At 67.0% G+C, this 21,189-nt stretch carries 21 protein-coding genes and 3 tRNA genes; 12 read left to right on the forward strand and 12 right to left on the reverse strand.

The annotated features are described in order from the left end of the window. Positions 1–132 precede the first annotated feature (132 nt). The 6 genes from uvrC to DWG18_RS04615 all read left to right on the forward strand — a co-directional run bounded on the left by uvrC (position 133) and on the right by DWG18_RS04615 (position 4,310). Positions 133–2,025, forward strand: a complete 1,893-nt coding sequence (uvrC, locus tag DWG18_RS04590) for an excinuclease ABC subunit UvrC (protein WP_115645832.1) — start codon at positions 133–135, stop codon at positions 2,023–2,025. A gap of 3 nt (positions 2,026–2,028) precedes the next feature. Then, positions 2,029–2,604, forward strand: coding sequence for a CDP-diacylglycerol--glycerol-3-phosphate 3-phosphatidyltransferase (gene pgsA, locus DWG18_RS04595; protein ID WP_115645834.1), 576 nt, complete (start codon positions 2,029–2,031; stop codon positions 2,602–2,604). Between the two features lie 67 nt (positions 2,605–2,671). Beyond that, positions 2,672–2,747: transfer RNA gene (locus DWG18_RS04600), tRNA-Gly, on the forward strand. 102 nt (positions 2,748–2,849) lie between these two features. Next, positions 2,850–2,923, forward strand: a tRNA-Cys gene (locus DWG18_RS04605). 81 nt (positions 2,924–3,004) lie between these two features. Beyond that, positions 3,005–3,088: transfer RNA gene (locus DWG18_RS04610), tRNA-Leu, on the forward strand. 457 nt (positions 3,089–3,545) lie between these two features. After that, positions 3,546–4,310 carry a helix-turn-helix domain-containing protein gene (locus DWG18_RS04615; RefSeq protein WP_115645836.1) on the forward strand — a complete coding sequence of 255 codons (765 nt, stop codon included), beginning with the start codon at positions 3,546–3,548 and terminating at the stop codon, positions 4,308–4,310. Here the strand turns inward: DWG18_RS04615 and DWG18_RS04620 are convergent, their stop codons facing one another. From DWG18_RS04620 to DWG18_RS04670, 11 genes are all read right to left on the reverse strand, one after another. Beyond that, positions 4,311–5,036 (reverse strand): sulfite exporter TauE/SafE family protein, encoded by a 726-nt coding sequence (locus DWG18_RS04620; protein WP_115645838.1) that lies wholly within the window; start codon positions 5,034–5,036, stop codon positions 4,311–4,313. Position 5,037: 1 nt separating this feature from the next. Continuing rightward, positions 5,038–5,190, reverse strand: coding sequence for a cbb3-type cytochrome oxidase assembly protein CcoS (gene ccoS / locus DWG18_RS04625; protein ID WP_115645840.1), 153 nt, complete (start codon positions 5,188–5,190; stop codon positions 5,038–5,040). After that, the gene (locus tag DWG18_RS04630) at positions 5,187–7,568 is read right to left on the reverse strand and encodes a heavy metal translocating P-type ATPase (protein ID WP_115648035.1); all 2,382 of its coding nucleotides are present in this window, start codon (positions 7,566–7,568) and stop codon (positions 5,187–5,189) included. Before DWG18_RS04630 ends, ccoS begins: the two co-directional genes overlap by 4 nt. Positions 7,569–7,576: 8 nt before the next feature. Then, positions 7,577–8,077 (reverse strand): FixH family protein, encoded by a 501-nt coding sequence (locus DWG18_RS04635; protein ID WP_115645842.1) that lies wholly within the window; start codon positions 8,075–8,077, stop codon positions 7,577–7,579. Continuing rightward, positions 8,077–9,618: a 4Fe-4S dicluster domain-containing protein gene (locus DWG18_RS04640; protein WP_115645844.1), complete on the reverse strand. Its 1,542-nt coding sequence runs from the start codon at positions 9,616–9,618 to the stop codon at positions 8,077–8,079. The genes DWG18_RS04635 and DWG18_RS04640 overlap by 1 nt, the downstream gene beginning before the upstream one ends. Beyond that, positions 9,615–9,923, reverse strand: a complete 309-nt coding sequence (locus DWG18_RS04645) for a hypothetical protein (protein ID WP_115645846.1) — start codon at positions 9,921–9,923, stop codon at positions 9,615–9,617. The genes DWG18_RS04640 and DWG18_RS04645 overlap by 4 nt, the downstream gene beginning before the upstream one ends. Next, on the reverse strand, positions 9,920–10,846 hold the full coding sequence (ccoP, locus tag DWG18_RS04650) for a cytochrome-c oxidase, cbb3-type subunit III (protein ID WP_115645848.1): 927 nt from the start codon (positions 10,844–10,846) through the stop codon (positions 9,920–9,922). Before ccoP ends, DWG18_RS04645 begins: the two co-directional genes overlap by 4 nt. Further along, a complete protein-coding gene (locus DWG18_RS04655) occupies positions 10,843–10,980 on the reverse strand; it encodes a cbb3-type cytochrome c oxidase subunit 3 (protein WP_115645850.1) in 138 nt (45 codons plus the stop codon). Before DWG18_RS04655 ends, ccoP begins: the two co-directional genes overlap by 4 nt. 3 nt (positions 10,981–10,983) lie before the next feature. After that, positions 10,984–11,601: a cytochrome-c oxidase, cbb3-type subunit II gene (gene ccoO / locus DWG18_RS04660; protein WP_115645852.1), complete on the reverse strand. Its 618-nt coding sequence runs from the start codon at positions 11,599–11,601 to the stop codon at positions 10,984–10,986. 10 nt (positions 11,602–11,611) lie between these two features. After that, entirely contained in the window at positions 11,612–13,096 is a 1,485-nt protein-coding gene (ccoN, locus tag DWG18_RS04665; protein ID WP_115645854.1) for a cytochrome-c oxidase, cbb3-type subunit I, read from the reverse strand. 143 nt (positions 13,097–13,239) lie between these two features. After that, positions 13,240–13,767: a hypothetical protein gene (locus DWG18_RS04670; RefSeq protein ID WP_115645856.1), complete on the reverse strand. Its 528-nt coding sequence runs from the start codon at positions 13,765–13,767 to the stop codon at positions 13,240–13,242. 293 nt (positions 13,768–14,060) lie between these two features. On the opposite strand from DWG18_RS04670, the gene DWG18_RS04675 reads away from it, so the two are divergent. The 3 genes from DWG18_RS04675 to DWG18_RS04685 are packed head-to-tail and all read left to right on the forward strand — an operon-like array spanning position 14,061 to position 16,574. Next, positions 14,061–14,687 carry an alpha/beta fold hydrolase gene (locus tag DWG18_RS04675; protein WP_240318602.1) on the forward strand — a complete coding sequence of 209 codons (627 nt, stop codon included), beginning with the start codon at positions 14,061–14,063 and terminating at the stop codon, positions 14,685–14,687. After that, a complete protein-coding gene (locus DWG18_RS04680; protein WP_205289427.1) occupies positions 14,573–14,905 on the forward strand; it encodes a hypothetical protein in 333 nt (110 codons plus the stop codon). Before DWG18_RS04675 ends, DWG18_RS04680 begins: the two co-directional genes overlap by 115 nt. A gap of 49 nt (positions 14,906–14,954) precedes the next feature. Beyond that, entirely contained in the window at positions 14,955–16,574 is a 1,620-nt protein-coding gene (locus tag DWG18_RS04685) for an FMN-binding glutamate synthase family protein (RefSeq protein ID WP_115645862.1), read from the forward strand. 3 nt (positions 16,575–16,577) lie between these two features. On the opposite strand, the gene DWG18_RS04690 is transcribed toward DWG18_RS04685, so the two are convergent. Further along, positions 16,578–16,940: an arsenate reductase family protein gene (locus DWG18_RS04690; RefSeq protein WP_115645864.1), complete on the reverse strand. Its 363-nt coding sequence runs from the start codon at positions 16,938–16,940 to the stop codon at positions 16,578–16,580. Positions 16,941–17,043: 103 nt separating this feature from the next. Here DWG18_RS04690 and DWG18_RS04695 point away from each other — a divergent pair, with 103 nt between their 5' ends. From DWG18_RS04695 to DWG18_RS15220, 3 genes are all read left to right on the forward strand, one after another. Then, on the forward strand, positions 17,044–17,937 hold the full coding sequence (locus DWG18_RS04695; protein ID WP_115645866.1) for a Ku protein: 894 nt from the start codon (positions 17,044–17,046) through the stop codon (positions 17,935–17,937). A 3-nt stretch (positions 17,938–17,940) separates the two neighbouring features. Beyond that, positions 17,941–20,694, forward strand: coding sequence for a DNA ligase D (gene ligD, locus DWG18_RS04700; RefSeq protein ID WP_115645868.1), 2,754 nt, complete (start codon positions 17,941–17,943; stop codon positions 20,692–20,694). 106 nt (positions 20,695–20,800) lie between these two features. After that, a complete protein-coding gene (locus DWG18_RS15220; RefSeq protein ID WP_162823700.1) occupies positions 20,801–21,154 on the forward strand; it encodes a hypothetical protein in 354 nt (117 codons plus the stop codon). The last annotated feature ends 35 nt before the right edge of the window (positions 21,155–21,189 follow it).

Genomic DNA, 21,189 nt, shown 5'->3' on the forward strand with positions numbered 1-21,189 from the left:
GCGGCATTGCGACGCGGCCGTGCCGGTTCTCACCGCCTGCGCTTGCCTGCCGGATAATCGGCCCCATCTCGCGCTGATGCCGATCCCCCGCATGTTCCGACGCTGTACGCGCGGGGCGGAGCTTTCCGGACGATGAAGCCGTCCACGCCCGCTTTCGACGCCAAGGACTTCGTCCGCAACCTGAGCACCGCGCCGGGCGTGTACCGGATGATCGCGGCGGACGATGCCGTGCTGTACGTCGGCAAGGCGAGCGCGCTGAAGAACCGCGTATCGAGCTACTTCAACAATACGCCGAAGTCCGCGCGCATCGCGGCGATGATTTCGCAGATCGCGCGCATCGAAGTCACGGCAACGCGCACCGAAGCCGAAGCGCTGATCCTCGAGAACGAGCTCATCAAGTCGCTGAAGCCGCGTTACAACGTGCTGCTGCGCGATGACAAGAGCTATCCCTATGTCCTGCTGACGACCGAGGACTATCCGCGCATCGCGGTCCATCGCGGCCCGCGTGCGGTGCAGGGCAAGTACTTCGGCCCGTATGCGAGCGTCGGTGCGGTGCGCGAGACGCTCAACCTGATACACAAGCTGTTCAAGCTGCGCAGTTGCGAGGACACCGTCTTCCGCAACCGCTCGCGGCCATGCCTGCAGTTCCAGATCGGCCGGTGCAGCGCGCCTTGCGTGAACCTGATCGCGAACGACGAGTACGCGCAAAGCGTGCGGCGCGCGTCGATGATGCTCGAAGGCCGCAGCGACGAGCTCACCAACGAGCTTGCGCGCAGCATGGAGCAGGCGAGCATGAACCTCGACTTCGAGGAGGCTGCACGCCTTCGCGATCTTGTCGCCGCGATCCGCACCTTGCAGGCGCGCCAGTACGTCGACGGTCGCGCCGCCGACCTCGACGTACTCGCCATCGCCGCACAGGGCGCGAATGCCTGCGTCGTGCTCATGGCCTTCCGCGACGGTCGCAACCTCGGTACGCGGGCGTTCTTCCCCAAGACCAACGGCAGCGACCAGGCGGACGAAGTGCTGGGCGCATTCGTCTCGCAGCACTACATCGACAAGACGCCTCCCCGTGAGATCGTGCTCGATCGCGACATCCCCGATCGCGAGTTGCTCGAGCAGGCGCTGTCGATGGCGAGCGATCGCAAGGTCCAGATCCGCTGCAGCGTGCGCGGCGAGCGCGCCGGCTACCTCGACATCGCAGGTCGCAATGCGCAGATGGCGCTGGCCTCGGAGATGACGAGCGCAACCGCGCAGCGCGGGCGTGTCGAATCGCTGCGCGACCTGCTGGGCATGGACGACGTGCCCAACCGTATCGAATGCTTCGACATTTCGCACACGATGGGCGAGGCGACCGTTGCGTCGTGTGTCGTGTTCGATGCCGAGGGCGCGTGTCGTGGGCAGTACCGTCGCTACAACATCACCGGCATCACGCCGGGTGACGATTACGCCGCGATGCATCAGGCGTTGTTCCGACGGTTCAAGCGCGCGATCGATGCGCGTGAGGCGATTGAAGGTGAGTCGCCGGCGTCCGATCGCGCGACCAAGGCCGCGGCCGTGCTGCCCGACATCCTGCTGATCGACGGCGGCGCCGGGCAGGTGGCGCAGGCGAATGCGGTGCTGGCCGAACTCGGTGTCGACGGCGTGCGCGTGGTCGGTGTCGCCAAGGGGCCGGAGCGTCGTCCGGGCGACGAGGATCTGCTGTTGCCGGATGGCCGCATCACGCACCCCGGGGCGCAGTCGCCGGCGCTGCAGCTCGTCCAGCAGGTGCGTGACGAGGCGCACCGTTTCGCGATCACGGGGCACCGCGGCAAGCGGCAGAAAGCCCGCACGACCAGTCGCCTGGAGGATATTCCGGGCATCGGGCCGCGCCGCCGCGCCGCATTGCTCAAGCATTTCGGCGGGCTCGGCGGACTGAAGGCCGCGGGCGTCGAGGAGATCGCGCGGGTCGAGGGCGTGAATGAAGCCCTCGCTCAGCGGATCTATGACACCCTCCACGGATTGGCGTCGCAGGGCGGCGCGGAGTAGGGCATGCGCATTACGGTTCCAACCATTCTCACCCTCGTGCGGATCGTGCTGATTCCGGTCCTCGTGGTGGTGTTCTATCTGCCGTATCCGTGGACGAACTTCGCCGCCGCGGCAGTGTTCGCGATCGCGTCGATCACCGACTGGCTCGATGGCTGGATCGCGCGCGCCTACAACCAGTATTCGGCGTTCGGCGCGTTCCTCGATCCGGTCGCCGACAAGTTGATGGTGGCGGTCGCACTACTGCTCATCGTGCAGGTCCATCCGACCAAGTGGATGGCGTTGTGGGCGGCGGTGATCATCGGTCGCGAGATCGCGGTGTCCGCGCTCCGCGAGTGGATGGCCGAGCTCGGCCAGCGCGCGAAGGTGAAAGTCGCCACCATCGGCAAGTTCAAGACGATCGTGCAGATGGTCGCGCTTGAATGCCTGCTGTATCAGGCGAAATTCCTCGGTCTGCCGATCTTCTCGATCGGCGAATGGCTGCTCGCGCTGGCGGCGATCCTGACGTTGTGGTCGGGCTGGGCCTACCTGCGCGCCGCGTGGCCGGTGCTGATGCGCGACGAGCGCACGGGCATGGTGTAACCGCATTCATTTTGAAATCCGGGTGTTGACACGGCCGGCTGCACCCGTAGAATGCGCAGCCTGTTCCGCGGGAATAGCTCAGTTGGTAGAGCACGACCTTGCCAAGGTCGGGGTCGAGGGTTCGAGTCCCTTTTCCCGCTCCAGATTCGTCGGAGCCAGAGCATCGGAACCGTCTGACCAGACCCCGCTCGCGGGGTCTTGTCTTTTCAGGGGCACGCTTCGATAGTGCGCCTTACGCGCCTCCTGGCCGGGTGGCAGAGTGGTTATGCAGCGGACTGCAAATCCGCGTACGCCGGTTCAATTCCGACCTCGGCCTCCAGTTAGAAAAGCCCTGCAGCGATGCGGGGCTTTTTCTTTTTCCGCGATGTGCGCACGGCGGACGTAAGCTATGTGCGTTCACGCCTGGGTGGCGAAATCGGTAGACGCAGGGGACTTAAAATCCCCCGACCATGTCGTGCGGGTTCGAGTCCCGCCCCAGGCACCACGTCGATCGGGTGGGTCGATGCGCGAGGGGTGATGCCCACCGCGATTGCGGACGTGCTTCGCTGCAACGCCTCCGTCTGCAGTTCCGCCGTGCGTGTCGCGGCGGAATGGAAGCGCGGACGCATGTGGCGGATTGATCGCTGCTCGTGAACGCGGCCGCGGTATTTCGGGTAGCGACGCGATGTGCATCGTCGTACGCCATTCGAGACGCGATATGCCAGATGTTCGCCCCGTGCCGCCTGCCATCGGCGCAATCCGCGGAGCGACGTCGCTGCGACGCGCGATCCACCGGCGCGATCGCGCGGCGCGCTGCGGACCACGCCCGAAGCCGCGAACCGCGGTGCCGTTAACGAGGCGTACTGCGCAAACCGCGCAGAGCGGTCGTGCGGCGTCGACCCTCGAACGACCGCCACCCGTTAAGCTCTTCACCTGTGCTCCGGCAGCGGCTTTTCTGCGATATGGCGGCGACCCCGATCGATCTTCCGACGCTGCGGCGCGGCTGCGCCCAGTGCTCGCTGCAACAGCTCTGCCTGCCGGCGGGCATCGGCCGGGATGATCTTCAGCAACTGGAGGAGATCGTCCGCCGAAAGCGCCCGGTCGATGCAGGGGAACGCCTGTTCCGCCAAGGCGATCCGATGGGGGCGGTGTTCGTCGCCCGCGACGGCGCCTTCAAGACCGTGCTGGTCAACGAGGACGGCGAGGAACAGGTCATCGGTTTCCACCTGCCCGGCGAACTCATCGGCCTGGATGCACTCGGTTCCGGCTTGCATCGCTGCGAGGCGGTGGCGCTGACCACCGCGAACGTCTGCGAAGTGCCATTCGACGAGTTGTCCGACGTCGCCGCGCACGTGCCCGCGCTGCAGCGTCAGCTGATGCGCGTCATCGGCCAGAGCGTGGGCCGCGACCAGGACCATCTGGAGATCCTGGCGCGGCGCCAGGCCAACGAGCGCATCGCGCTGTTCCTGCACGGTCTAATCGAGCGCCTGCGTGCGATCGGCGAACCGACCGACCGCATGCGCCTGCCCATGAGCCGCGAAGACATCGCGCGCTTCCTCGGCCTGGCGCTGGAGACGGTGAGCCGCGGTTTCACGCGCCTGCAGGACGACGGAGTGATCGCCGTGCAGGGCCGCAAGGTCGACATCCTGGACGCAGCGGAGCTGGAGCGCCTCGCGCACGGCGGCGACGGAGCGCCGGTGGATCCTCGGATGCGTCAGCGCGCCTGATCAGGCGGGCGACAGGCAGCCCAACGCGCTCAGCGGGCCGTGCAGGCCCGGCATCGACGCCACCAGCCAGGGCGCCGTGATCGTCAGCGCCCCGGCGGTCGCGATGACGAGCCCGGCGACTGCCCGCAGGCGACCGCGCAGCAGCCGACGCCCCAGCTGCTGGCCCGACCACGTCAGCGGCAGCATCACCGGCAGCGTGCCGAGGCCGAACGCGGCCATGGTCACCGCGCCGTTCACCGCGCTGGCCTGCAGCCACGCCGCGGCGAGCAGGGTGGTGCTCAGTCCGCAGGGCAACCAGCCCCAGAGCGCGCCAAGCGCGAGGCGACGGGGCGTCGTCGACGCCGGCAGCAGGTGGCGCTGGATCGGCTTCAGCGCACGCCAGATGCCGCCGCCGAGCGAGGAATAGGTCGACGTGGCGCTGGTGCCGCGCCACAGCCGAAGGCCCACGGCCAGCAGCACGAAGCCCGTTGCCGCGCGTAACGCAATCCGCAGCCAGGGCATCGCAGCGACACCGACGATCGCGTGGCCCAGGCCGCCAGCGACGGCGCCGGCCACGGCGTAACCGAGTACGCGTCCAAGGTTGGGCTCGACCACATAACGCCATTGCGCGCGAGGCGCCATCGCCGGGAAACCGGTCGCGATACCGCCGCACATCACCGCGCAATGCCCGCTGCCGACCAGGCCAGTGAGCAGTGCGGATACGAGCGTGAGCCAGGCGAGCTGCATGTCAGTCGTGCTTGGGTGGATCGTCGCGAAGGATGTCGATGGCGGGCGTGTCGAGGTCGTCGAACTGGCCGCGCTTCACCGCCCACCAGAACGCACCGACAGCGACCACGAGCAGCATCAGGCTGAGCGGAATCAGCAGCAGGAGGATGGTCATGCGGCCCTCCGGGCGAGGCGCAATGCGTTGAGCGTCACCGCGAGCGACGACAGGCTCATGCCGAGCGCGGCGAGCCAGGGCGCGACGTGGCCAGTCACCGCGACGGGCAGCGCGAGCAGGTTGTAGCCGAGCGCCCACGCGAGATTCTGGCGGATAACGCGGCGAGTACGACGGGCGAGATCGACGGCCTGCGCGAGTCGCGACAGCGAATGGCCGGTCAGCACGAAGTCCGCGGCGCGCTGTGCGAGTGCGGCGCCTCCGCCGATCGCGATGGAGACGTCCGCCCCCGCGATGACCGGTGCGTCGTTGACGCCATCGCCGACCATCGCGACGACGCGTCCATCGCGCTGCAGTTCACGCGCGTAGGCGAGTTTGTCTTCAGGGGTCTGTCGCGCACGCGCAGTGCCGATCGAGAGATGGCGCGCGATGGCGTCGACCCGGCCGTGCGCATCGCCACTGGCGAGATGCACGCGCAGACGCTGGTCGCGTAACGAGGCGATCGCCGGGGCGGCATCGCTACGCAGTGACTCACCGATCTCGAAGCGTGCCGCGGCGTGGTTGCCGTCACCCAGCCAGACCGCGTCATCGTCGTCGCGCCCCGCCGCGAAGTCCGCGCGGCCGATGCGCCAGCTTCGACCTCCGACCAAGCCTTCGAGGCCGCTGCCGGCAACGACACGCACATCGTGCGCGGCGACGGCATCGACCGCGGCGAATGCGACCGCGAGCGGGTGCGTCGACCCCTGTTCCAGGGATGCGGCAATGCGCAGCGCGCTCGCTTCGTCGATGCCGAACGTCTCGACCGACGCGATCCGTGCGCCGCCGTCGGTCAGCGTGCCGGTCTTGTCGAAGACGATGTCGTCGGCGCGCGCCAGGCGGTCGAGCGCATCGGGGCGCGTCGCCAGCAGGCCGATGCGTGCGAGGCCGCCGTGTGCGGCCGCGAGTGCGGCGGGCATCGACAGTGAGAGCGCGCAGGGGCAGGAGATGGCGAGAACGGCGAGGGTGACGTCGAGAGCGCGCAGCGGGTCATGCACACGCCAGACGAAGAACGTCACGGCGGCGACCAGCAGCATCGCGATCACGAACACGCCGGCGATGCGGTCGGCCACCTGCGCGAGTTTCGGACGATGCGCCTGCGCCTGTTCGACGAGGCGCGTGAGTTCGGACAGCCGGGTGTCGGCACCCACGCGCGTCACCTGGACGCGGGCGGTGCGGTCGCGGCAGATAGTTCCGGCGAAGATCGTGTCGCCGCTGCGGTGGGCAACCGCATGTGGTTCGCCCGTGAGCAGCGCTTCCTCGAAGCGAGCTTCCTCATTGCGCAGGACGCCGTCGGCGGGGGCTGGTTCCCCGGCAGCGACGCAAGCGATGTCGCCGACCGCAAGCGCCGCGATCGGCACTGTCTCGCGCGTGCCATCGGCGAGCTCGCGCGTGGCGAGCACCGGACGCGCGCGCGCGAGCGCGTCGACCTGCGCGTTCGCTGCGGCGCGTGCACGTTCCTCGAGCGTGCGTGCGACCAGCAGCAGGAAGACGAACATCACCGCGGCGTCGTACCAGACATGCGGCCCGCCGCGCACGGTTTCGACCACGCTGGCCGCGTAGGCGAGCAACGTCGAAGTCGCAACGAGCACGTCCATGCCGAGACGGCGATGCCGCAGCTCGAGCCACGCGCCCTCGAGAAATGGCCAGCCGGCGTAGAAAACGACGGGTGTCGAGACGAGGAAGGTGATCCAGCGCAGGAAGTCACGCGTCGCGATCGGCATCGAGCCGCCGGTGTCGAGGTACAACGCTTCGCCGAACATCATGGCCTGCATCGCGCCGAGGCTGGCGAGGCCGATGCGCAGCAGCGAGCGGTTGCGCGCACGGCGGCGTGCGTCTTCGTCGACGATGCCGCCAGCGAGGTACGGGCGATAGCCGAGCGATGCCAGGCGCTGCAGCGGGGACGATAGCGGCGTTGCAGCCGGATCCCAGGTCAGCCGGATGCGGCCCGTCACCGCATTGGCGGCGACGTCGCGAACGCCCGGTTCGTTCGACAGCGCGCGATCGATCAACCATGCACAGGCGGCGCAGCGCATGCCGTCGGTGACGACGGTGATCTCGCGCAGGCCGCCGACGTCGCTCACGTGGCCGGCGACCACGTCATCGCGGTCCCAGAGGGTGAAGTCGGACGGCTCGGTGCCGACGCGCGATGCGCGCTCGCTGCGCAGGCAGTAGTAGTCGTCGAGGTGCGCGTCGCGGATCCATTGCGCGGCGGCCGCGCAGCCATCGCAGCAGAACGCGCGCGTGGCGTCGTCGATCTGCAAATGGGCGGGCGTTGCGGACAGCGGCTCGCCACAGTGCCAGCAGCCGGTGGCTGCATCCGCCGAGGCCGGGGCGACGCGCATGTCCACGATCAGCCACCGCCGCCCAGTGCGGGCTGCAGCAACGCGGCGCGCTGACCTTTCGGCAGGCGGCCCGCGATGCGCCAATGACCATCGATGGCTTCGAGCCGCACGTTCCACTCGCTGCCGAGGTCGACGTCGTGCTGCGCATGCCAGCCGGTTTCGCTGGGCATCAGCGTCATCACCTTGTCGTCGGCGGAATGTGCGGGATGCAGCAGGCTGAGCTTGAGTGACGCGCGTCGATTGAAATCGCCCTTTACCGGGATGACATCGACCGTGCCCTTGCCGATCCGCACGACCGCACTCAGCGCGCGCTGGCCGGCCACCGCGTCGGGCGTGAGGTCGGCGGTCTGCATCTGGCCCGTACGCTGCACGGTGTCGACGATCGCGTCATCCGAATCACGATTGGCGATGACCACCAACCCGATGCCGAAAATCATGGATACGACCGGCAGCCCGATGAGCAGCCACATCACCGGATTGGACCAGTTGGAGCGTTCGGTCTCATCCATCACATCGGTCCGAAGAAGCTGCTGTCGACGGTGTCTTTCACTTTCCCGTCGGCGGTGTCGATGACGAAGCGCAGCGGGTGGCGACCGGTGACGCCGGTTGGTGCGTGCACGATCACTTCCACCGAGGCGACGTTCTGCGCAGGCACGGTGATCGGCGCCATGCGGTCGATGCGCGCACCGTCCGGTGCCGTGTCGAGTCGGATGCGGTAGGTCTGCGCGCGGTCGGTACGGTTCGCGAGCTTGAGGGTGTAGCCGTTGTCGACGCCGCCGTCGACGACGCGGTACAGCGCATTGCGGTCGCGGATCGCCTCGACCGTGAGTGCGTCGCGATGGGTGACGCCCCACAGCCACGCGCCGGTGAATCCGATGAGCAGCGTTGCGTAGATGAGGATGCGGGTGCGCACGACACGCGTGGCGCGGCCGTCGATCGCGTTCTGCGTGCTGTAGCGGATCAGGCCGCGCGGATAGCCCATCTTGTCCATCACGCCGTCGCAGGCGTCGATGCAGGCACCGCAGGCGATGCATTCGTATTGCAGGCCGTTGCGGATGTCGATGCCGGTGGGGCAGACCTGCACGCACATCGTGCAGTCGATGCAGTCGCCGAGTTCCTCGGTGGCGAACTTCGGAAGCGGTGCGGCTTCCACACCCGCACCGCCGAACGTGATCGTGCCGGCGGCGCCGGTCGCGGCCGCGGCGGCGGTCGGATGCAGCGCGGCGCGGAAGACGTAGTCGTAGGCGAGTGCCTTGTCGAGCAGGCCACGCGCGCGTTCGAGCACGCTGGGCAGGCCGCGCTTGCGCGGGCCGCGCGGCTCACCGCGCATCGGGTCGTAGGCGATGATCAGGGTGTTGCGGTCGAACATCGCGCTCTGGAAGCGCGCGTAGGGGCACATGTACTTGCAGACCTGCTCGCGCAGGAAGCCGGCATTGCCCCACGTCGCTACCGCGTAGAACAGCACCCAGAAGGTCTCCCAGCCGCCCCATGCGAACGGCACCAGGCGATGCGCAAGGTCGGTGATGGGGGTGAAGAAACCGACGAAGGTGAAGCCGGTCCATAGCGCGAACACGGCCCACAGCACGTGCTTCGAACCCTTGCGCAGGATCTTCTCGCGCGTCCACGGGCCCGCGTCCAGCTTCATGCGCTTGGCGCGGTCGCCCTCCGTCCAGCGCTCCATCCACAGGAAGGTTTCCGTCCACACCGTCTGCGGACAGGCGTAACCGCACCACAGGCGCCCGGCCAGCGCGGTGACGAAGAACAGCATCAGCGCGGCGACGATGAGCAGCAGCGCGAGGTAGAGAAAATCCTGCGGCCAGAACGTCAGGCCGAACACGTAGAACTTGCGCGCGGGCAGGTCGAACAGCACCGCCTGGCGGCCGTCCCAGCGCAGCCACGGAAACACGTAGTACATGCCCAGCAGCCAGAACACCGACAGGCGACGCAGGCGATCGAAACGACCGTCGACCTGGCGCGGGTAGATCTTCTTCTCGCTGACGTAGAGCCCAGCCGGCTCGTCGACGACTTCGACAGGAATGGTTCGGCTCATTGCGGATCGGGCGGCAACGGGCGATTGAAACGGCTCGCCGGTCGCAGCAGGTACCAGGTGAACAGGCTGGACGATGCGGTCGCCAGCCAGAACGCGAAGAAGCCGATGCTGTAGCCGAGCTCACGCGTGATCGGCAGATCGGGGAAGGTCATGTCACGCAGGGCGAGGGGATCGACGTAGGCGAAGAAGCCCATCGTCGCGACGCCCGCCGCGAAGAAGCTCGGCCACAGGATGGCGCCGATCCGCTGGGCTTTCGGGTGCAGCGGATGATCGAACGGCGGCACCACCGGATCGGGCACGCTCATTTCGCGGCGACCTGCTGCGGCGCGTGCGACAGCGACCAGACGTAGGCCGCAACGAGTCGTGCGCGCGTTTCGCCGAGCAGTGCGCGGTGCGCGGGCATGATGCCGTGGCGACCGTTCGTGATCGTCGCGACGATCTGCGCCTTGTCACCACCGTAGAGCCAGTAGTCGTCGGTGAGATCGGGCGCGCCCATGTCCTTGTTGCCCTTGCCGTCGGGGCCGTGGCAGGCGATGCAGACGCCCTCGTACAGCGACTTGCCCTGCGCGGCCATGAAGTTGTTCTCCAGGCCCTTGGGATCGGACAGCGACTGCACGTAGCTCGCGACGTAGTCGACGGCGTTCGGCCCGCCCATGCCCGTCAGCACCTTGCCCCATTCGGGCATCACGCCTTCTCGGCCGTCGAGCACGGTCTGCAGGATGCGATCGGGCGTGCCGCCCCAGTGCCAGATGTCGTCGGTGAGGTTGGGATAGCCGATCGCCCCCTTCGCCGATGAACCGTGGCAACCCGAGCACGTGTTCGCGAAGATCGAATGCCCGATCGCGATGGCATGCGGATCGCGTGCGATCACGTCGATGGGCTTGCCCTCGAACTTCGCGAATGCCGCGTTGAGCTTGGCGTCCTCGCTGGCTTTCTGCGCCGCGTGCTCCTTCGCGGACGACCAGCCACCGGCGCCGGCGTAACCGCCGAGTCCGCCGAACCACGCCATGTAGGCGATCGAAAAGATGATCGTCAGGTAGAAGAGGTTGATCCACCACCGCGGCAGCGGCTTGTTGTATTCGGTGAGATCGTCGTCCCAGACATGGCTGGTGTCGGTGGGCTTGGGGTCGCCGGGGCGACGACGCGACGTCCACCAGAGCAGCCAGACGCAGCCGGCGATATTGAGCGCGACGATCGCGATGACGTACCACGACCAGGCGATGCTCATGGCGCGGTCTCCTCGTCGTTGAGCGGCAGGCGCGCCGCAGCGTCGAACGACGCCTTGCGAGCGGGGCGCCACGCCCAGATCCAGCCCGCGATGAACAGCACGAGCAGGGTTGCAGTCACGATGCCTGCGACCATTGTTCAGCCTCCCCTAGGTGCGTGCTTGCCGAGGTCCTGCAGATACGCGACCACCGCGTCCATCTCGGTCCTGCCGTCAACGGCCTTCGCGGCACCGGCTATGTCGGCGTCGGTATACGGATCGCCGATCGCGCGCAGCGCCTTCATGTGCGACGTGATGGTCGCGCCGTCGACGATGTTCTCGTTCAGCCACGGAAAGGCCGGCATGTTCGACTCGGGAACGACGTCCCGCGGATTCTCGAGGTGCACGCGATGCCATTCATCCGAATAGCGGCCGCCGACGCGCGCCAGGTCCGGGCCGGTGCGCTTCGAACCCCACTGGAACGGATGGTCGTAGACCGATTCGCCGGCGAGCGAATAGTGGCCGTAGCGCTCGGTTTCGAAACGCAGTGTGCGCACCATCTGCGAATGGCAGTTGTAGCAACCTTCGCGGATGTAGACGTCGCGCCCGGCCAGCTCCAGCGCGGGATAGGGTTTGACCCCGGGCAGCGGTTTGATCGCCTCCGCCTGGTGCATCAGCGGGACGATTTCCGCGAGGCCGCCGAAAGAGACGGCGACCGCGATGAGTACGGCCATCAGGCCGACGTTCTTTTCGACTTTCTCGTGTGCGTGGTTGGCCATCGTCGCGTCCTCAGGCGCGGGCCGGCTGCAGCGCCGGCATCGTGGCCGCCACGCGGCCGTCGCTCATCGTCTTCAGTACGTTCCACGCCATCAGGAACATGCCGCTCAGCACGAGCAGGCCGCCGCCGAGGCGGATCAGGTAGTACGGATAGGTGGCGTTGAGCGCTTCGACGAAGCTGTAGGTGAGCGTGCCGTCCGGGTTGGTGGCGCGCCACATCAGGCCCTGCATGACACCGGCGATCCACATCGCGACGATGTAGAACACCACCCCGATCGTATGCAGCCAGAAGTGCACGTCGACCGCCTTGGTCGAATGCATGCGCTCCGCGCCCACCAGTTTCGGCATGAGCGCGTAGATGGCGCCGACGCTGATCATCGCCACCCAGCCGAGCGCGCCGGCGTGGACGTGGCCGATCGTCCAGTCGGTGTAGTGCGAGAGCGAGTTGACCGTCTTGATCGACATCATCGGCCCCTCGAACGTGCTCATCATGTAGAAGCTGAGCGAAACGATGAGGAACTTGAGGATCGGATCGGTGCGCAACTTATGCCACACGCCCGACAGCGTCATGATGCCGTTGATGGCGCCGCCCCACGACGGTGCGAGCAGGATCAGCGAGAACACCATGCCGAGGCTCTGCGCCCAGTCCGGCAGCGCCGTGTACTGCAGGTGGTGCGGTCCCGCCCACATGTAGACCGCGATCAGCGCCCAGAAGTGCACGATCGACAGGCGATACGAATAGATCGGGCGCTGCGCCTGCTTAGGAACGAAGTAGTACATCATTCCGAGGAAGCCGGCGGTCAGGAAGAAACCCACGGCGTTGTGGCCGTACCACCACTGCACCATCGCGTCGACGGCGCCGCTGTACACGCTGTACGACTTGAATGCGCCGGCCGGGACCGCGACGTTGTTGACGATGTGCAGCAGCGCGATGGTGATGATGAAGCTGCCGTAGAACCAGTTCGCGACGTAGATGTGCGGGATCTTGCGCTTCATGATCGTGCCGAAGAACAGCACTGCGTAGGCAATCCACACCACCGCGATCGCCCAGTCGATCGGCCATTCGAGTTCGGCGTATTCCTTGCCCTGCGTCAGTCCCATCGGCAGCGTCACCGCGGCGGCGACGATGATCGCCTGCCATCCCCAGAACACGAACGACGCTAGCTTGTCGGAGATGAGTCGCACGCCGCAGGTGCGTTGCACCACGTGCAGGCTGGTGCCCATGAGCGCGCATCCGCCGAACGCGAAGATCACCGCGTTGGTGTGCATGGGCCGGATGCGTCCGTAGCTCAGCCACGGAATGCCGTGGGTGAGGTCGGGCCAGTAGAGCTGGGCGGCGATCAGCGCGCCCACCGCCATGCCGACGATGCCCCACAGCACCGTCGCCAGCGAGAACTGGAGGACGACGCGGTCGTTGTACGTCGGTGCCGCGGCGGCGGCGCGGACCGTGGGTTTGGGCGTCCCGGCGGAGGGTGCCAACGCATCGAGATCGGTCATGGACGGATCTTCCTGGGAGGATGAGCTCGGTTCATGGAGGCCATTGTCTTGATCGCCTTCACGTGGAACTTGATCCGGATCAAGTGCGGCAGGTCACCGGGCCGGAAGTGCGTGCCGCGGGTCGATGTCCGAACGTCGCGGGCCTACAAGGTCTGGATGACGTCGCCGCCGGCGGAGCGCAGGAATTCGACGGCGGCATCGCGCTCGTCCGCGGTTCGTCCGTGCACGACGACGGCCGCGCGACCTTCGCGGCAGGCGTCGAGAATCTTCATGACGTAGGGATCGTGGTCCGGACGCAGCGTCACCAGGCCACCGAGGAGCAGGCCGCCAATCGTGCAGAAGAAGACGATCGCGCCCGCGGCAGCGAGCGGCGCGTCGACGATGAAGCCGATGCCCATACGACGCAGCACCCAGTAGAGCAACAGTCCGGCGACGAAACCCGCGACGCCGAGCGCGGCGTGCGCGCGCAGCATGGTCTGGAAGATGCCGGCGGATTCAGGTTCGGCGGCGCGCCCGGGATGCGGCGTCGTGGCGTCCAGCGTGCGGACGTGCTGGTCGGGCATGCCGAGTGTCGAGCGCACGGCGGCAGCGGCTGCACGTGCGGTGTCCACGCTCTGGAAGATGGCTGCCGCCTTGTGCGGTGTGGTTTCGCCTGCGACCGAACGCGCCATGTTCGACCTCCCTGCGCGGGAAATTCCGAGGTGGGGACCTCGATCGCTCGACGCTACCCGCCCGCAGCGTCCACGTCATCGCCGTCCGTCATGCCGCAGCGCGTTATGCCCTTTCGTACAACAGGCGACGCCCGAAAGGGCACGTACTGTCCGTCGCGGAGTCCGATGCCGGCGCGGTGCCGGCGCCTCCCGAAGGAGTCGACATGCAGTAGACCGGCAGGATCCTCGTCGTTGCGTCCTCCCTTCTCTTCGCTGCGGGCGCGCAGGCCGCGTGTCGTGATTTGGTCGTCCTCGTGCACGGCAATACGGGCTCGCCCTCGGACTTCAGCGCGACGTACAACGAACTGATCGCGCGCGGCTACGCGGCGTCACAGATCTTCCGTCCGAACTGGGGCAGCAAGACCTGCGCCGCCTGCAATGACCACGAGGGCAGCGAGGAAACGCCGGTCGTGAACGCACTGGTCGACGCTGTGGCCGCATCCTGCACCGGCAAGATCGACGTGATCGGCCATTCGATGGGTGCGACGCTGGCTGCGCGCGAGATCTATCGAAACGGGTTGGCCTCGCGGGTCGATTCGTTCGTCGGCATCGCCGGCGCATTCCGTGGGCTGTGGTCGTGTGGCACGTATCCGTACAACGTCGTGACGTCGACCTGCGGCTACTACGGAATGTCGGTGAACAGTCCGCTGCTCAACGGGCTGTACGGCAAGCGGTTCGGCACGCGCATGTATTCGATCAAGTCGTATGCGGACGAAGTGGTCTGCTACGGCGGCGTGTGCACGGTGAATGGCGTGCACTCGTCATGCTGCAGCCTGCTTCGACGCCCCCGGTCACGCCCGACGGCCGCTACATCGTTGTCCGTGGCCGCTTGTGGCGCCGCGCCGACCCCACACTATCCGACGACGAGCGCGAGCAGCTGACCCGCGCGCTCATGCGCGCGCGCCGCGAAATCCGGCGCGCACTCGAGGACGGCAACGGCGCGGCGGAGAAGCGGGCCCGCCAGCGCGCGCACGCCGCCAAGCTCGCGCTCGGGGAACGCGGGCCGGTGTGGTGGGACGATGGCAGTCCGGACCTCAACCGCCGCCTCGCCGACAACACGCCTTACGCCACGTGGTACGCGTCCGTGCGCCGCTCGTGAGCGCGGCGGTCGCGACGGGCCGGTATGCTCGGTTGGACAAGGAGGCCGCATGCGCTACGCGCTCTACATCGCCGTCGTAATCGCGACACTGTTCGCGTTGGGGTGGTTCGTCGTGATGCACGAAGGCGCGATCGTCTTCGCGGTGCTGCTGCCGTTCGCCGTGCTCGGTACCGTCGACATCCTGCAGACGCGCAGCACCTTGCGTCGCAACTATCCGCTGCTCGCGCACTTCCGCTACGGGCTCGAAGCAATCGGACCCGAAATGCGGCAGTACTTCATAGAGGCCGATACCGCCGAGGTGCCGTTCTCGCGCCAGGAACGCGCGCTGGCCTACCAGCGTTCGAAGTCGGTGCTCGACACCCGGCCGTTCGGCACGCTGCAGGACATCTACGGCACCAACTACGAGTGGATCAATCATTCGCTGGCGCCATCGGAATACATGACGCACGATTTCCGCGTCACCATCGGCGAACACTGTGCGAAGCCGTACTCGGCGAGCGTGTTCAACATCTCGGCGATGAGTTTCGGCTCGCTGTCCGCGAACGCCATCCGCGCGCTCAACAAGGGTGCGAAGGCGGGCAACTTCTATCACGACACCGGCGAGGGTTCGATCTCCCCGTACCACCGCGAGTACGGCGGCGACCTGGTGTGGGAGGTCGCCTCCGGCTACTTCGGTTGTCGCAACGACGACGGCAGCTTCAGCGAGGAGAAGTTCGCCGTGGCGGCCGCCGACCCCCAGGTGAAGATGATCGAGGTCAAGCTGTCGCAGGGCGCCAAGCCGGGCCACGGCGGCGTGCTGCCGGGCGCGAAGGTGACGCCGGAAATCGCGGCGACGCGCGGCGTCCCGGTGGGCGTCGACTGCGTATCGCCGGCGCGTCACTCGACGTTCGACACGCCGAAGGGCCTGCTCGAATTCGTCGACAAGCTGCGCACGCTGTCCGGCGGCAAGCCGTCAGGCTTCAAGCTCGCGATCGGCCATCCCTGGGAATGGTTCGGCATCGCCAAGGCCATGCACGAGACCGGCCTGTTGCCGGATTTCATCGTCGTCGACGGCGCGGAGGGCGGCACCGGCGCCGCGCCCGCGGAGTTCATCGACCACGTCGGCGTGCCCATGCACGAAGCGCTGATGCTGGTGCACAACACGCTGGTCGGCCTAGGACTGCGCGACCGTATCCGCATCGGTGCGGCCGGTCGCGTGATCAGTGGCTTCGACATCGCCAAGACCATGGCCATGGGTGCGGACTGGTGCAACGCCGCGCGCGGCTACATGTTCGCGCTGGGCTGCATCCAGGCGCAGAGCTGCCATACCGATCGCTGCCCGAGCGGCGTCGCCACGCAGGACCCGAAGCGCTGGAAGAGCCTGGACGTACCCGACAAATCCACGCGCGTCTTCCATTTCCACGAGAACACCCTGAAGGCGCTGCGCGACCTGATCTGCGCGTGCGGCCTGCGCCATCCGGGCGAGCTCGGGCCCGAGCACATCCTGCGGCGCGTTTCGCCGACCGAAGTGCGCTCGCTCGCGGCGATCTACAACTTCATCGCGCCCGGTGCGCTGCTCGACAGCGTGCCCCCGCATGCGGTCTTCCAGCAGTACTGGGCCGACGCGCGCAGCGACTCGTTCTCGCCGCCGCCGCGCATCGCCGCCCTGCGGGTCAGCAAGAGCCTCTGAGCCTCAACCGAGGTCGAACAGCTCGAGCACACGCTCGGGCGGGCGGCCGACGACCGCACGGCCGTTGTGCACGACGATCGGCCGCTCGACGAGTTCCGGGTGCGTCGCCATCGCCGCGATGAGCGCGTCATCGCTGCTGGATTCGTCGAGACCGGCCGCTGCGTAGGCCGCTTCGCCGCTGCGGACCAGGGCGCGCACCGGACCGCCCGTCATCCGCACGATCTCGCGCAGTCGTGCCTCGTCGAGCGGCTGCTGCTTGATGTCGACCACGTCCGGCTCGATGCCATTGAACTTCAGCATCTCCAGCGCACCGGCGCATTTCGAGCACGTGGACTTGTTGTGGAACAGGACCGGCCGGTCGGACATCGCGTTTTCCTCGGATTTACCGTGACGCCGATTATCGCGCGGCCGCTTCACCCGGTGCGGACGCCGCCTGCGCGACGTTTTGGGAAACCGCTGGAGACGTCCCATGGCGCGACCCATCTGGTCCGGCTCGATCTCGTTCGGACTGCTGAATATCCCCATCCAGTTGATGTCCGGCGAGCGCCGCACGGACATCCACTTCCGCATGCTGGACTCGCGCAACAACGCGCCGATCCGCTACGAACGCGTCAACGCCGAGACCGGCGAGGAAGTGCCGTGGAAGGAGATCGTCAAGGCGTATGAGTTCTCCAAGGACAACTACGTCGTCCTGAAGCCGGAGGACATCGAGCGCGCGGCGACGGAGAACCACGAGACGATCGCGATCGAATCGTTCGTCGATGCCGCGTCGATCTCGCTGCCCTACATCGAGAAGCCCTACATCCTCGTGCCGGGCAAGAAAGCCGAGAAGGGCTACGTGCTGCTGCGCGAGGTGCTGAAGAAGAACGGCCGTGTCGGCATCGGTCGCGTCGTCATCCGCACCCGCGAATACCTCTGCATGCTCACGCCGCAGGACGATGCGCTGATGCTCATGCTGATGCGCTTCCCGCAGGAACTCGTGGATCCCGCGGATTACGACCTGCCGTCCGGCAGCGCGCGCGCCTGGCATGTCACGCCGAAGGAAATGCAGATGGCGGAGATGCTGATGGAATCGATGACCGACGAGTTCAAGGCGGACGACTACAAGGACGAGTTCCGCGAGCGGCTGTCGCAGGTGATCAAGGAGCGCATCAAGCAGAAGAAGACCGCGCACGTCGAGGACGAACGCGAGGACGAGGACGCCGAGACCGCCACCAACGTCGTCGACTTCATGTCGTTGCTCAAGAAGAGTCTTGAAAAGAAGGGCGGCGGCGCGACCAAGACCGCGGCGAAGAAGGCCACGCGCGCACGCAAGACCCCTGCGGCCAAGCCGAAGAAGCGCGCGGCCAAGAAGCGGGCCTGACGCATGGGCCTGCAGGAATACAACCGCAAGCGCGCGTTCTCGCGCACGCCCGAGCCGAAGGGCGAGGTGCGCAAGCGCAGCGGCGGGCCGTTGTCGTTCGTCGTGCAGCTGCACCATGCGCGGGCGCGGCACTACGACTTCCGTCTGGAAATCGACGGCGTTCTGCGCAGCTGGGCGGTACCGCGCGGTCCGTCGTTCCGGCCCGGCGAGAAGCGCCTGGCCGTCGAAACCGAAGATCACCCGATGACCTATTCGCACTTCGAGGGGCTGATTCCCGAAGGCGAATACGGCGCCGGCCACATGGCGATTTTCGACCACGGCACGTGGACACCCGACGGCGACCTGCACGCCGCCTTGCGCAAGGGGCGCATCGACTTCGAACTGGAGGGCGAGCGCCTGAAGGGGCGGTGGTCGCTGATCCGCACGCGTCAGAGCGGCAAACGCGCGCAGTGGATGCTGCTCAAACGCAGCGACGAGTACGCGGCGGACCTCGAAGCGGACGACCTCATCGGTGCATTGCCGCCGCCGCCAGCGGACGCACCGGGTGCGTCGACGCGTAGCGGTCTCGAGATTCGCGCCCGAAAGGGCTTCGATACGGAACGTGCCATGTCCAAGACCCGCACCGCTTCGACGCGCCGAGCGAGCACGAAGACGGTCAAACCCGTGCGCAAGACGGCGACGGCCCGCGCGACAACCAAGGCGACCGCCGACCTGCGCGCCATCAAGCGGACCGCTGCGCGCCTGGCCGGCGGCGCCAAGTTCCCGCTGGGCGAGTTCGTCGAGCCGATGCTGACAGTGTCGTCCGACAACGCACCCGGTGGCGACGACTGGTTGCACGAATGGAAGTGGGACGGCTACCGCCTGATCGGGCAGAGCGGCCGGTCGCCGATGCTGTGGTCGCGCAATGGCATTCCGTGGAACACGCGCGCGCCCGAGCTTTTGAAGATGCTCAAGGACTTCGGCACGACGGCGGTATTCGATGGCGAGCTGATCGCAGTCGACACGTCGGGCTACAGCGACTTCAACGCATTGCAGAAGGCGCTGTCCGACAAGGATCCGCGTGCCATGCGCTATGTGATCTTCGATCTTCTCGCGGTCGACGGCCACGATCTGCGCGGCGTGCCGCTGGTCGAACGCAAGGCGCTGCTCGAGCAACTGCTCACGGGTGCCGACCCGCACCTCTTCTACAGCTCGCACATCGTCGGCAACGGCCCGGAGATCTTCGACGCGGCGCGCGGTCGCGGCATGGAAGGCATCATCAGCAAACGCGTCAACTCCCGGTATTTCGACGGGCGTTCCAGCGACTGGCTCAAGGTGAAGACCGTCGAGACGCGCGAGTTCGTGGTGGTCGGCTACACGCCGCCGCAGGGCTCGCGCAAGGGCCTCGGTGCGCTGATGCTGGGGCAGTATCGGGACCGCACGCTCGTGTACGCCGGTCGTGTCGGCTCGGGCATGAACAGCGACGTGCTACTGGATCTCACCAAGCGCCTGCGCGCGCTGGAAGTCGCCGAACCCGTCGTCGAGATTCCGAAACACGTGCCGTTGCCCAAGGGACGCATCCACTGGGTGAAGCCGAAGACAGTGGTCGAAGTGTTCTTCCGCGGCTGGGGCGGCGAGGGGCTGGTGCGCCAGGCGTCGTTCCACCGCTTGCGCGATGACAAGCCGGCGACGCCGGAGGCGTTGGCACAACCGGAGACCGTACACATGTCGACGGGTACGTCGAAATCGCCCGTCCGTTCCAAGCGCGCGGGCGCGACGAAGACCGCGGGCGCGGCGCTGGCGGCAGCGAAGACGGCGACGCGGACGGCCTCCACTACGAAATCGTCCGCCCGAAACACGGCGAAGAAGACGACAGCCGCGAAGAAGTCGACGCGTCGGACATCGCTGCAGATCGATCTCGATACGTCCGACCTGCCGACCCTGAGCAGCGCTGATCGCGTGGTCTACCCCGATGCCAGTTACACCAAGCAGGACGTCTGGAACTACTACCTGAAGGCCGCACCGCAGCTGCTCGACGAGATCGGCGGGCGACTCCTCTCGATCGTGCGCTGCCCGGATGGCATCAAGGGCCAACACTTCTTCCAGAAGCACGTGAAGCACGGCTTCAGCGACGCCGTGAAGTCGTACACGCTGGTGGAGAACGATGGCGACGAAGCCGAGTACTTCTACGTCGACAGCGTGGCCGGGCTGATGTCGCTGGTGCAGATGAATGCGCTGGAGCTGCATCCCTGGGGCTCGCGCATCGATGCGATCGAGAAGCCCGATCGCATGGTGTTCGACCTTGATCCGGACCCTTCCATCGAATGGCCTCAGATCCGCGCGGCCGCGAGAGAGGTGCGTGACCGCCTGCTCGACGTCGGCATCGAATCGTTTCCCAAGCTGTCGGGAGGGAAGGGCGTGCATGTGGTGGCGCCCCTGCAGCCCGATGCCGAGTGGGAAGCCGTGCGTCGCTTCTGCGAAGCGTTCGCGGATGCGATGGAGCGTCAATCGCCGGATCGCTACATCGCGACCATGAGCAAGGCAAAGCGCAAGGGCCGCATCTTCATCGACTGGCTGCGCAACGGCCGTGGCGCGACGAGCGTAGCGAGCTGGTCACTGCGTGCGCGGCCCGGTGCGCCCGTCGCGGTGCCGGTGACATGGGCGGAACTCGCGCGCGCGAAGAGCCCGTCGCGCTACACGCTCGCAGATGCGGCTAAGCGGACCATGCCGGACGAGGCGGCCGAGATCATCGCGCGCGCCAAGCCGTTGCCCGTGTAGAACCCGCGAGTACCGCCGTTGGCGTTTCGCGTCGACCGGCGATATCCCTCGTCGCTAACCGAGCAAAAGAAACGGCGGCAGGAGCCGCCGTTTCTGTTCGCGCACGATGCGTCAGGGCGTCGGCGGCGTGGTGCTGCCGTTGTTCTGCGTCGAGTCGGAGCCGGTGTTCGTCGTGCCGGTCCCCGTTCCCGTGCCCGTTCCGGTCCCGGTGCCAGTGGTATCGGTCGGCGGAGTCGTGCCGGTCGTGTCCGTTGGCGGCATGAGGCCGCCCGTATCCGAAGGCGGAGTCGTGGTATCGGCCGGCGGCGGTGTGGTGGAGTCGGCGGGCGGCGTGGTCGCCGTATCGGACGCCGCAGGCATCGTCGACTGCTCGGTCTGCTCATCCTTATGGCAAGCAGTCAGCACAAGGGCCAATGCTGCGGTCGCTAAAAGCTTCTTCATGTTTGTTTCTCGCTCGTGAGGAAGAGGCCGCATGGCCCCGCGTTCAATGTCGCA

This window comes from Lysobacter sp. TY2-98 (assembly GCF_003367355.1).
GTDB lineage: Bacteria > Pseudomonadota > Gammaproteobacteria > Xanthomonadales > Xanthomonadaceae > Cognatilysobacter.